At 43.0% G+C, this 12,089-nt stretch carries 9 protein-coding genes, 1 pseudogene and 1 other annotated feature; of the genes and pseudogenes, 6 read left to right on the top strand and 4 right to left on the bottom strand.

Annotated features, from left to right (window positions below; translation table 11 throughout):
* Positions 1–43: 43 nt before the first annotated feature.
* Both NSQ91_RS13370 and NSQ91_RS13375 read left to right on the top strand, forming a co-directional pair.
* Positions 44–502, top strand: a complete 459-nt coding sequence (locus NSQ91_RS13370; RefSeq protein ID WP_076310416.1) for a hypothetical protein — start codon at positions 44–46, stop codon at positions 500–502.
* A gap of 104 nt (positions 503–606) precedes the next feature.
* The gene (locus NSQ91_RS13375; RefSeq protein WP_340918157.1) at positions 607–1,839 is read left to right on the top strand and encodes an aminopeptidase; all 1,233 of its coding nucleotides are present in this window, start codon (positions 607–609) and stop codon (positions 1,837–1,839) included.
* A gap of 69 nt (positions 1,840–1,908) precedes the next feature.
* Here the strand turns inward: NSQ91_RS13375 and trpS are convergent, their stop codons facing one another.
* Positions 1,909–2,904, bottom strand: coding sequence for a tryptophan--tRNA ligase (gene trpS / locus NSQ91_RS13380; protein WP_340918160.1), 996 nt, complete (start codon positions 2,902–2,904; stop codon positions 1,909–1,911).
* A 102-nt stretch (positions 2,905–3,006) separates the two neighbouring features.
* Positions 3,007–3,289, bottom strand: a binding site (T-box leader).
* 197 nt (positions 3,290–3,486) lie between these two features.
* Here trpS and NSQ91_RS13385 point away from each other — a divergent pair.
* Positions 3,487–3,912 (top strand): hypothetical protein, encoded by a 426-nt coding sequence (locus NSQ91_RS13385; RefSeq protein ID WP_036686349.1) that lies wholly within the window; start codon positions 3,487–3,489, stop codon positions 3,910–3,912.
* Between the two features lie 150 nt (positions 3,913–4,062).
* Here the strand turns inward: NSQ91_RS13385 and NSQ91_RS13390 are convergent, their stop codons facing one another.
* Entirely contained in the window at positions 4,063–4,446 is a 384-nt protein-coding gene (locus NSQ91_RS13390; protein ID WP_340918161.1) for a winged helix-turn-helix transcriptional regulator, read from the bottom strand.
* A 224-nt stretch (positions 4,447–4,670) separates the two neighbouring features.
* On the opposite strand from NSQ91_RS13390, the gene NSQ91_RS13395 reads away from it, so the two are divergent.
* Positions 4,671–5,207 carry a sigma-70 family RNA polymerase sigma factor gene (locus NSQ91_RS13395; RefSeq protein ID WP_036686352.1) on the top strand — a complete coding sequence of 179 codons (537 nt, stop codon included), beginning with the start codon at positions 4,671–4,673 and terminating at the stop codon, positions 5,205–5,207.
* Positions 5,200–6,321, top strand: a complete 1,122-nt coding sequence (locus tag NSQ91_RS13400; RefSeq protein WP_340034406.1) for a DUF4179 domain-containing protein — start codon at positions 5,200–5,202, stop codon at positions 6,319–6,321. Before NSQ91_RS13395 ends, NSQ91_RS13400 begins: the two co-directional genes overlap by 8 nt.
* A 1,719-nt stretch (positions 6,322–8,040) precedes the next feature.
* On the opposite strand, the gene NSQ91_RS32040 is transcribed toward NSQ91_RS13400, so the two are convergent.
* Entirely contained in the window at positions 8,041–9,489 is a 1,449-nt protein-coding gene (locus NSQ91_RS32040; RefSeq protein WP_076304231.1) for a pectate lyase family protein, read from the bottom strand.
* 267 nt (positions 9,490–9,756) lie between these two features.
* Positions 9,757–10,350: pseudogene (locus NSQ91_RS32045) on the bottom strand (LamG-like jellyroll fold domain-containing protein); the annotation flags it as partial.
* A gap of 167 nt (positions 10,351–10,517) precedes the next feature.
* Here NSQ91_RS32045 and NSQ91_RS13410 point away from each other — a divergent pair.
* Positions 10,518–12,089 carry an ABC-F family ATP-binding cassette domain-containing protein gene (locus NSQ91_RS13410; protein WP_076126001.1) on the top strand — a complete coding sequence of 524 codons (1,572 nt, stop codon included), beginning with the start codon at positions 10,518–10,520 and terminating at the stop codon, positions 12,087–12,089.

A 12,089-nucleotide genomic window follows, 5' to 3' on the forward strand; every position in this document is an offset into this window, starting at 1 on the left:
AAGGAAATATGTTACAGTATTAGGGTGGAAGGGAGGTTGAATAGTGAAAAAAATAATCATCGGAGGCGTCATGGGCTTAACGATTTTACTTTTTTTCTTCTTTATTTTGCGGCATAATAATCAATCACTTGAGGTGAAACCGGATGTTATGTTCCCAACAACGGAATACAGGGTGACTGATAGTAGTGCTCCAGGATTACATATACTTATAACTGCTGAAGGGGCGGATGTTATTAAGATACAGGCTACATCCGGCAATTTATTGTTATGGAACCCCCCTGACTACAAGGTGCATAACAAAGGTCTTGAGCTGAAAATCAAATCTGGAGATCAAATTTATTGGAGTCCAATGGATGGGGAGAATAAGCAAATAGATGAACCTCAGGATACCAAGATCACAGTGATTGCTTACCATAATGATAAGCAGATCGGAACGTCCAATGTAGAGATTCATAAGAATGATCTAGGTGTCTATACAGGCGAAATACCTGAAGTGAAGTAGCTGAGAATCTAAATCGAATCGCAACTATCCTCGTTTTGCGTTAAAATAAGAAGTGAAGCTGACCGAGTCCTTATAGCAACCCTAGAGATGGAGGAAGAGAATTCATGAAAGATTTTGAAGTAATGCTGGAGAAATATGCGAACCTAGTTGTAAAAGTAGGAGTAAATGTACAGCCTGGACAAGTCCTTATGGTACATGCACCGATAGAAACCGCAGAACTTACTCGCTTGATTGTAGCGAAAGCCTATGAAGCGGGAGCTAAATATGTAATTGTTGACTGGGACGATGAAGCAACTACACGGATCCGTTATGAAAAAGCCCCAGAGGATTCTTTCGATTACTATCCACAGTGGCAGGCTGAGATGATGGAGAAATTCGCGGAAGAGAATGGTGCCATCTTACATATTAAAGTACCTGATCCTGAACTGTTTAATGGCATTGATTCTTCTAAGGTATCTAGAGCAGTCAAAGCAGCGGCTGTTGCTCGCAAGAACTACTCCAAATATACTCGGAACAGCAAAATCAGCTGGTCTCTGGTCAAAGCGCCAACACGTGCTTGGGCGAACAAGGTTTTTGCCGATCTTCCTGAAGAAGAGCGGGTAGAGGCGATGTGGGAAGCTGTATTCCAGATGAATCGTGTGGGCAGCAATGATCCGATAGCTGCTTGGAGAGAGCATATTGGTCAGTTGAAAGAAAGTCAGGACAGAATGAACGCTAAACGTTATAAAAGCTTGCATTACCGTGCTCCGGGAACGGATCTGCATGTAGAGCTTCCGGAAGGCCATTTATGGCGCGGGGGTGGCGGTGAGAATGATAAAGGCGTTTATTTTGTAGCTAATATGCCAACGGAAGAGATTTATTCCATGCCCCATCGTACTGGCGTTAATGGCACAGTTAGAAGCACGCTCCCTCTTAATTTGAATGGACGGTTAGTTGAAGGACTTTCATTCACTTTTGAAAAAGGGAAAGTCGTAGCTTATGAAGCTGAATCCGGACGCGAACATTTAACCTCACTGCTGGCAACGGATGAAGGTGCATCTTATCTAGGAGAAGTAGCCTTAGTGCAGCATGATTCTCCAATCTCTCGCTTGAACCGCATTTTTTACAATACAGGGATTGATGAGAATGCCTCCTGCCATTTCGCGCTAGGAAGTGCTTATCCTGTAAATATTGAAGGCGGCACAAAGCTTACGAACGAAGAGCTTGTGGCTAGAGGAGCTAATGTCAGCTTAACTCATGTCGATTTTATGATCGGTTCAGCAGAGCTGGATATTGACGGAGAGCTGGTGGACGGCACGATTGAACCCGTATTCCGTAAGGGAAATTGGGTGTTGTAAGGAGAAGAAAAAAGCCGGATCTCTTCCAATGAGATTCCGGCTTTTTTTGAGTGCCTATATTGGTCATTTTTAGATTGAAAAATAGTTAAGACTCATAGCCTCACGTACTTCGGCCATTGTTTCTTGAGCAATGCTGCGGGCATGCTGTGTTCCAGAGATTAAGATTTCCTGCACAAGCTTGGGCTTAGTAGCATAATAGGAACGACGCTCTCGCATCGGTTCTATAAGCTGATCTAGAGCTGTCGAAATCAACTGTTTGCAAGCAGAACAACCCATGGTACCCCGCTCACAGCCTTCACGAATTTCGGTTACCCCCGCTGAGCGAAAAGCACCATGATAAGCAAAAATAGGACAGATATCTGGATGTCCAGGATCATTTTTATGCACACGCGCTGGATCGGTTGTGGCTTTTCGTATCTTAAAGATAATCTCTTCCTTAGTGGAGTCCAGCTCGATGGCATTGCCAAGGCTTTTACTCATTTTAGCGTTGCCATCCGTACCCACAAGCCTCGGAGTCTCACTGATCAGTGCTCTGGGTTCCACCAGTATCGGGCTGTACAGCTCGTTGAATCTGCGGACGATTTTGCGGGTTAAATCCAGATGAGGGAGCTGGTCTTCCCCTACAGGAATGATCGTTGCTTTACAAAATGTTATGTCAGCAGTCTGACTAACTGGATAACCAAGAAAACCGTAATACAATTCATCTAAGCTCGAATTTTTCGATTCGGCTTTAATCGTGGGATTATGCCGTAAAGAATTCACAGTAACAAACATAGAGAACAAGAGGGTCAGCTCTGCGATTTCAGGGATCATCGATTGAATAAATATAGTTGTTTTCTCCGGATTTATACCCGCAGATAAATAGTCCAGTGTGATCTCATGCAGATGTTGACCCAGCAGCTGTGGACGATCAAAATGGGTCGTTAGGGCTTGAATATCCGCTAAAAACACAAAAGTTTCATATTGCTCCTGAAGGGCTACTCGGGTCTGCAAGCTGCCGGCGTAATGGCCAAGGTGAAGCTTTCCAGTCACTCGATCTCCAGTTAAGACACGTTCGTTCATCATATAAATTCCTCCTGTTATTTAGCATTTGGTTACACTCGAGTCGCCACCACCAGCCATCATCCATGGCCATCACCTCCTTTAAATGACAAAAAAACCTCATCCAATAAGGACGAAGTTGTCGTGGTACCACCTTAAATGATCGTGTCACCTTACGATTCTTGGCTTTCGATCTTCTCTTACCTGTACGGAGAGGTTGAATTTATTCTCGATACAGGTCCCTTGATAACGGCGGGAACCCCGGTTTTCCCTACTGCATCCATTAAGATAGTTCGGAAAAACAACTATAAAGGCCATTCGAGCATACGCTGGTCACCGGTTCGCACCTACCACCGGCTCTCTGAAGACCATGTTCGTCTGTCTACTTACCCTTTGTCATCGTTGTTCATGATATGTGAATTATTGTAATTCTGAACAGGGATGTTGTCAATGAGTAGAAATCGTATGGTGATTGACGAGGTATCTAGGTTTATATGATCTAGCAAAGTATACCTTAAATGTATATAATCATCAGGAATTAAGTCCAATCTATCATTATGGATTCACAATATACTACTCTATAACCTTGAAATGGAGTGATGATAAATGGCGACAATAATAAGTTATGGGTCACAGGCAAAAATCCCGTTAGATCCGTTTACTACTGCTATAACGGTTGCAGGGATTCCTGGAGCTGGAGCGGGTTTAGCTACAGCGCAAGTAAATATTAGTCCGGCTAATCCGGCTTCTTTCTCCAGTAGAGTCGAGTTAAATGGAAGTTTTAGTCTTACTGCACTTGCTAATAGCCAATTTCTTGTTATCATCCGACGAGCTGGAGTCGATATTTATAGATCCTTTTATCGTTTTACTACAATTACTGATATTCAATTAAGTGCTCAGTGGGTCGATGGTGCTTATATTGGAGTCCACAACTATGAATTGGTAATTCAGAATGATAGCAACTTGCCTATTAATCTATTTGGACCCATATCATTCACAGCAACTGCTATTGGAGGAGAGGGCGTAATTTAAGTTATGTTCCTGTGCGCCATTCAAGGGACGGGTGAATTAAAGCTTTGGACAGTTGAATCGATCTGATTCAGCTGTCCTTTTTTCGTGGGCGTATAATTGAAGTCCAACTCTCGCAGCATAAATCTCCAACCATTTTCTTGATATAGCGGTTTATTTATTTAAGATGTTATCCTCTAAAACAGCGTATTTATCACCGTATTGCTTAATGATATGTTGTTCTCCCCAATTACATAATGCAGTCAAAATATCGCTTAAACTATCACCATATTCACTAAGCTCGTATTCTACTTTTGGTGGAACCTGATTATAAACAATTCGGTTGATGATTCCGTCTGCCTCAAGCTCGCGTAGCTGCTGGGTTAACATTTTTTGAGTAATGCCGGGCATCAACTGTTTTAACTCAGAGGTGCGTTTTTTGCCATGAGTTAAATGACATAGAATTACGCATTTCCATTTCCCTCCGATGACCTCTAGTGTGGCTTCAACAGAAATATTGTATTTTTTCTTGATAGTTGTTGTAGATGTTGTTGTCATGATAACCTCCAAGGTATGGGTACTTTTTAGCACCTATGGCACTTTTGAGTGCGTACTATTGATTATGTCCAATTTAACCTATCATAACATTTTTCATTCAATTTTTATAGAATGCTATAATTTAGAGAGCTTTGAGCAAAAAAAGAAAAACGAAATAAAAACCGTTTCTATACCTCCCCCGTCTTAATCTATGAAAGGTTGAAGAGAGGAGGCTAAGGAAGGACATGACGATGACTAATGCAGAAATGAAAAAAGTAACGATTCTTGATACTCGGAGCGAGACGGATTTTTACGATTCGATATTGGTACATAGAGAACAATTGTACAGTATTGCTTATAGTTACTTGCGGAACCGAAACGATGCGCTGGAAGCGATGCAGGAAATGACTTGCCGGGCTTGGATTAAAAGAAAAACTTTAAAGGACCCCAAAGCATTCAAATCATGGATTATTCGCATTCTAATTTATGTCTGTATAGATGAACAAAGACGAAGAAAACGTTCCATGCCGCTGGTAGATGAAAGAATAGGAGAACAGGTCACACACATTGGCCATCATCGGATGGAAATGCTGTGGGCACTCGAGCAGGTTAAGCCCAAGTATCGCCATGTGCTGCTGCTAAAATACTACAATGATATGACCTTGACTGAGATCGCTAACATTATGAATAAACCCGAGGGGACGGTTAAGACTTGGCAGCATAAGGGGCTCAAGCAGTTGCGAACCATCATAAAGAATCGGGGTGAATGGAACAATGAGTAGTCAAGAGGAGCTAGCCATGTTAAGCGATGCCGGACATATCCCACAAGAACAAAAAATAGAGAATGCAGCCGCTCAGATCTATGCGATCCAAGCAGGTTTGGAATTAGGCAAGAAACGTGGCAGAAGGTTAATGTTCACAAAAAGCGCGATGTCTGTGCTGGCGGCTGCAGTGATGATAGCGGGCTTGCTGTTCTTCAATCCAACCCAGCTGTTGCCACAGCAAGGGACTTCGAGTGTTGAAACGTTTGATTGGGGCGTATTGGAGCCTTTTAAAACATTGGCTGCAGCTGATATTGATGCTCTTACACTAGAGTCTGCAATCCGGAATGATTATGTACAAATCGTTAATAAGAGTGCTGAATCAAATGGATATAAAATTACGCTAAATGCTGTGCTTGCTGATGAAAATAAAATCATGCTGCTGTATACAGGGACAACAAGTGATGGTCAGGAAGTGTACAGTGTAAATAGTGTGAAGCTGACAGATGCTGAAACTGGACGAGACGTAATGGAGGAGAATGGGAATAGGGGCGGAATGGGAGCACACGCAGAGGGAACCATATATACTTGGCTCGGTAAAACTGTATTCTCACTGGACCGAAATAAACCAAGGCCAACAGACGTAGTGGCGGATTTTCAGATTGCCTCTGTAGACCCGGGAATGTTAAGTAAACCGAAAACAGGAACGGTTTTATCCGACATGCGGTATTCTGATCGTTTAAAAGTGAACTTCTCTATTGATCCTAAGTTTTGGGAGCAGAAGACGGAGACATTAGTTGTAGACCACCCCTTCATAATTGACGGACAGGAAGTAAAACTAGCCGAAGTCGAGCTTTCTCCGTTAAGCATAGCGCTCAAATTTACGATAAATGAGGAATTGAAAACGGATTGGATCGTCCGAAATGAACTGTTTCAAAAGCTCCCCTATGAATTAACAGCGCAGATTGGGAAGCACGACATTAAAATTAATCCGAATTCTGGTAGTGGATCTGATGATGGATTTATAAGTTACTTCAGCAGTAATGTGTTGGATCACCCGAAGTCACTGCGACTGAAACTTAATGCGGGGGCAGATCGAGAGAAAGAAGAGTATATTGATATTCTGAAAAAATGAGCGGTAAGCGATATTAGTGAATATGCGTTGGGAGTTGTAATATAGAAAAAGGCCGCTGGTTGCGGCCTTTTTGTTATTGTTGGGACATTATACTAACTTTGCGAGTTACCTTTTAACACCAAACACGCCACTTGTTAAATGAGAACAAACTCCTGATGCTCCTATCGGGACTGTATGTGCATAATGCTCCTCACGGGGGCTATAGGCGCTTAATGTTCCTCAGGCTTCTCATGTTCCTCAGGCTTCTCATGTTTCACAGGCTTCTCACGTTTCACAGGCTTCTCACGTTTCACAGGCTCCTCACGTTTCACAGGTTTCTCATGTTCCTCACGCGCGTAACACTTCTAACGGACTGTATTGCAGCTATTTTAGCTTTTTTGAGCATTTTGCTGAGTTTTCGGACTGCATAGCTCTTATTGGTCTAAATCCACACCAAAATTGAGCATATTGGGTTGAATAGCTGCATCTGAGTCCGATAGCACTGCGAAATGCCCGGATTCTTCGAAATAAGGGCTCCTGAGTCCGAACCATCTGGCCTCGTAAATATTGCACTGTAAACTGTAAAATCGTCGTCTAACCTCGCTAATACTGCACTGTAAACGGTAAAATCACCGCCTTAGCGTCTGAGCGATTTCGGCGGTACAAAAGTGGTGCTAATGTGGCGTTAATATGGCGCTAGTAGCACTAATATGTCGCTAATTTGGTGCAAAGGTGGCGCTAATGTGGCAACTAAGTTAATAACGCACCTCACGTTTCTCATGTTCCTCATGTTCCTCACGCTCTTAGCACTCCTAACGGACTGTATTGCAGCTATTTCGGCTTTTTGGACCATTTTGCTTAGTTTTCGGACTGTATAGCTCTTATTGGTCTAAATCCACACCAAAAATGAGCATATTGGGATGAATAGCTGCATCTGAGTCCGATAGCACTGCGAAATGCCCGGATTCTTCGAAATAAGGGCTCCTGAGTCCGAATCATCTGACCTCGTAAATACTGCACTGTAAACGGTAAAATCGTCGTCTGACCTCGTAAATACTGCACTGTAAACGGTAAAATCGTCGTCTGAGCGTCTTAGCTATTTTGACGGTACAAAAGTGGCGTTAGTGTGGCATTAGTGCGGTACAAAAGAGTTGCTAATGTGGCAACTAATTTATAACGCTCCTCAGGCGCTTAACACTCCTAACGGACCGTATTGCAGCTATTTTCGCTTTTTGGACCAATTTGCTTAGTTTTCGGACTGCATAGCTCTTATTGGTCTAAATCCACACCAAAATTGAGCATATCGGGTTGAATAGCTGCATCTGAGTCCGATAGCACTGCGAAATGCCCGGATTCTTCGAAATAAGGGCTCCTGAGTCCGAACCATCTGACCTCGTAAATACTGCACTATAAACTGTAAAATCGTCGTCTGACCTCGTAAATACTGTACTGTAAACTAAAATCGTCGTCTGACCTCGTAAATATTACACTCTAAACTGTAAAATCACTGTCTGAGCGTCTGAGCAATTTCGGCGGTACAAAAGTGGTGCTAATGTGGTGCTAATGTGGTGCTAATGTGGTGCTAATGTGGCGTTAATATGGCGGTAGTAGCACTAATATGGCGCTAGTATCACTAATATGTCGCTAATTTGGTGCAAAGGTGGCGCTAGTGTGACAACTAAGTTAGTAACTTTTCTCGTTGTAGTAATGGGATATGTGTTCAGTAATTAGTTAGTCGAGTTAGTTGCTGTAATTTGTTTTCAACCATTCCTCGTTTGACCAGGACAATTTGCCTGCCCCTGAGCCGTTAACAGCGGTAAGTCTGGATTTTAGACTAGCTGGGTCCTCTGAAGTGTAGCTGTAAGGTAGTGTTGTGAATCCGTTCCATGCAAATGCTTTAACGGCAGCGGGTGCAGGGGAGAGAGGGCTGTTCTTTGCTGTACTGTCTCCTCTGAATGTTGCTCCATCAAGTGAATAGATCGTATCTAAAGCTGCGATTGCACCCGTATATTTGCTATTACTTGCATCCGCTTGATTGTTGCGAAGAGGATACACTACATCAATGATTACAGAACTTTCAAGTAATACAGCTCCTCCTTCTGTCGAGATGGCTCCGTTACTTGTAACCCCGAAATGATACCCCTTGCTTGAGATCGCTTTTTCCATAGCGGAGGTTAGACGTTTTTTAGCCAATCTGGTATCTTCGTTGTCCATTACAATGTTATAGGCATGCGCATTACCACTACGAAGGCGGGGCATGCGGTCTTGTATATCTTTATAGTAGTTGTGATGGAGCGTCACCGAAAGAAGCGCATTATCAGCTGCAAATTCTGTTGCGCCTATTAAATGGCCCTTTTTTTGACTTGCGGCAATCGAAATGATGTCGTCTTTACTTAGGCCAACTGAGCTGCTTCTTAAATAAGCGTACATGGGATAAGCAGCCTTGTTGGCTTCCATAGCATTAATTTGCTGAGTAACCCAGCTGTTTGCGTTTCTACCATCCCCTAAGAAGGATGACCATGAAATGGTGACGCCGTTGCTGCCTTTTTTAACATCAACAACTCCGTCATAAGATTTATTGAAAGTGCAGTGGTCGATCCATACGTTGTTGCTGTTTTCAATGGTGATGTAGTCCCAGTCGTTTTTATCGTAATTCCCTTTGGTTGCTTCATCCCATTCCCACAGCTCATCAAATTCAAGGTTGCGGATGATGACGTTAGAGCTTCTTTTAAAGGTAAAAGCGGCATGTTTAATGGTTGCACCCTTAGCAGAGAAAATGGTCAAACCGTCGAAGTTGTCTATAGACATTTTGCTGACACCAGTCTCTATTAATACGGGATGTGTTAAAGCATTGTTATGAGCGCTAAATGGGGAGATCTTTGCTGCATCAGAAATTTCATTCCATCCCAGATCCAAGTCGTTCATAATTTCAATAACCTTTATTTTGGATCCTTTTCTCAGTGCAGTGGCAAGATCTTCTGCGGTATATACCTTTTTATAGAGTGGACTGGTTTCTTGGATATTTCCACCACCTGTTGTTCCTGTGGCAAACCCAGCCAAATCATATTCACTAACCTGAACCGGTGTCGACGTTGGTGAAGCAGTCGGTGTCGGTATAGCAGTAGGCGTTGGTGAAGCAGTCGGTAATGGCGTAGCAGTAGGCGTTGGTGAAGAAGTCGGTGTCGGCATGTCAGTTGGTGTTGGTGAAGCAGTCGGTATCGGCGTAGCAGTTGGTGTTGGTGAAGCAGTCGGTATCGGCGTAGCAGTAGGTGTCGGTGAAGCAGTAGGCGTTGGTGAAGAAGTCGGTATCGGTGTAACAGTCGGTGTCGGTGTAACCGTCGGTGTTGGTGTAGCAGTAGGTAATGGCGTAGCAGTAGGTGTTGGTGAAGCAGTCGGTAATGGTGTAGCAGTAGGTATTGGTGTCGGTGTAGTGCCAATGGTGTCAGAAACGGTCACGTTGTCGAACATCGTAATTGTCTTAAAGGTAACGAGCCCTGCTGCACCTTTTTTTAATTTGGAATCGGAAGCTGAGAGCTCCAGCGTATCATTTACATACATGTTGATGGTATTTCCGCTCATTTCGAGTTTTACATTATACCAAACTCCTGTTTGCAGAGCGTAAGGTTTGCTGGTCAAAGTTGTAGTAGATCCAGAAACCTTCTTTCTGATTTCCAGCATGCCATCATTATTATTATACAAAGAAGCTGCATAAAAATTATTTCCATCTATGTATCTGCCCGCAATATAAGTTCTGTTTGAGCCATTAAAATCAACTACTTTTACATCCGCTTCCACAGTGTAATCGCTCCAGGCTGGATCACCTGCAGAAGTACGTCCTTCTTTTGTGGCAGACTGGTAATATACGCTGTTGCCTTCGTCCTCAACAATAGTCCAATTCCCACTAGTGGATGTCCATAGATTATCGCCCTCTTCAAAACGGTCTTGGAAGAAGGTAGAAGCACTTGCCGGATACACAATAAAAAGAGAAAAGAGCAGGGTAATGCACATAATAACACTAGCATTTTTCTTGAATGATTTTAGCAAACTCATTGTAATCCTCCTTATGTATTTATAAATTTATATTAATATAAATACATATATCGGAAATAAATATAAGTAATAATATGATTATAAAGTCCTTTTTTTAATTAGTGCTATAATAGCTTTTTGGGTATTCAACGATGAATTCTGATCTATACGAACTAGGAGTGATAGACTTGAGCGTAATCCGAATGGAGAACGTAACTAAGAAATATGAGAATACATTGATCTTTCGAGATATTTATTTTCGTGTGAGCAAGGGCGAACGTATTGGCTTAATCGGACGAAATGGAGCAGGTAAATCTACTGTTTTTAAGCTAATCATGGGAAAAGAGGAGCCAACGGCAGGAAAAGTAGAATTAGATCCCAATGTGAAGATCAGCTACTTCTCTCAATTTTCGGAGCTTTCCGGGTCTTTGTCTGTACAACAAGAGTTAGAACTTTGCTTCGAAGAGGTAGCACGCATTGAACAGGAGCTTAACCAAATAGGAGAACAGCTTGGGCAGGTGTCGGATGATGTCCAGATGAATGCACTTTTAGAGCGCCAAGCTGAGCTTTTTGAACAAATGGAGCATTTGGATGGCTGGAATGTATCTGTAGAAATCAATACGGTGCTGACTAAATTAGGATTTGATGAGAGATCGCGGCATCAACCTGTAGAGGAGTTATCCGGAGGCTGGAGGAACCGCGCGGCACTGGCTAAAGTCTTAATTGAAGCGCCCGATGTTGTATTGCTCGATGAGCCTACTAATTTTTTGGATATGGAAGGGATCGTATGGTTGGAGCAGTGGCTGCACCGTTTCAATGGGGCGATGCTTCTGGTTTCTCATGATCGGCAATTTATTGACAGAGTGGTCACGCGGACGATAGAAATCGAGAACTATCATTTTCAGGAATATGAAGGCAATTATACCGATTACGTTCGTAAAAAGAAGATGCGTAAAAAAGTGCTCGATCGGCAATTTGAGTGGGAAGAAGAACTTCTCCTTATGGAGTCCGAGGCCATTGAAAACCGTGGTAGTAAGAAGTCTTCTAAGGACCGTCTATCCCGTAAGCTAACGGATATGAAAAAACGAGTGGAACCTCATCCAGTTAACGTATTAATCACTGATATTTATAGTAATTTACGTTTTCCTGACAAGCTGGGGGAAGTGAAGCGGATTGGACAAAGTTATGATGGCCGCTCCATTTTCCAGAACATTAGCTTCGATATTCAAAAGGAAGACCGGATAGCTATCGTGGGTCCGAACGGCAGCGGAAAGTCGACACTCATCAAGGTACTGACTGGACAAGAAGCACCGGAATCGGGGGAAGTGACTTGGGAACGCGGGGTCGGTTATGCGTACTTTAATCAGATGTGGGATGAGCTGGATCATAAAGATACCGTCAGCCATGCCGTAAATGTTTATGGACTGGGACTGGACGCACCGCGGAAGAAGGTGAATAAATTTCTAGCGATGCTGCAATTCTCGGAAATGGATCTGAGTAAAACGATTGGCAGCCTTTCAGGCGGACAGCAGGCCAGAGTGGCTTTAGCGAAATGCCTTCTCTCCGGAGCTGCTGTCATTATTTTAGATGAGCCCACTAACCATTTGGATTTAACCAGTATTCAGGTGATGGAGCAGGCGTTGATTCATTTTCCTGGCGCTGTAGTAACAGTTAGTCATGATCGGTTTTTTATTGATAAAATAGCGACGAAAATGCTCACCTTTGATCCTGAATTAGGCATTACTGAGCAAAATGTCTAG

This window comes from Paenibacillus sp. FSL R7-0048, from assembly GCF_038004505.1.
Lineage (GTDB): Bacteria > Bacillota > Bacilli > Paenibacillales > Paenibacillaceae > Paenibacillus_AQ > Paenibacillus_AQ odorifer.

Excerpts from the sequence above, each read along its gene's own strand:
- NSQ91_RS13375 (WP_340918157.1), top strand. The coding sequence starts at position 607 with ATGAAAGATTTTGAAGTAATGCTGGAGAAATATGCGAACCTAGTTGTA.
- trpS (WP_340918160.1), bottom strand. The coding sequence starts at position 2,904 with ATGATGAACGAACGTGTCTTAACTGGAGATCGAGTGACTGGAAAGCTT.
- NSQ91_RS13385 (WP_036686349.1), top strand. The coding sequence starts at position 3,487 with ATGGCGACAATAATAAGTTATGGGTCACAGGCAAAAATCCCGTTAGAT.
- NSQ91_RS13390 (WP_340918161.1), bottom strand. The coding sequence starts at position 4,446 with ATGACAACAACATCTACAACAACTATCAAGAAAAAATACAATATTTCT.
- NSQ91_RS13395 (WP_036686352.1), top strand. The coding sequence starts at position 4,671 with ATGACGATGACTAATGCAGAAATGAAAAAAGTAACGATTCTTGATACT.
- NSQ91_RS13400 (WP_340034406.1), top strand. The coding sequence starts at position 5,200 with ATGAGTAGTCAAGAGGAGCTAGCCATGTTAAGCGATGCCGGACATATC.
- NSQ91_RS32040 (WP_076304231.1), bottom strand. The coding sequence starts at position 9,489 with ATGCCGACACCGACTTCTTCACCAACGCCTACTGCTACGCCATTACCG.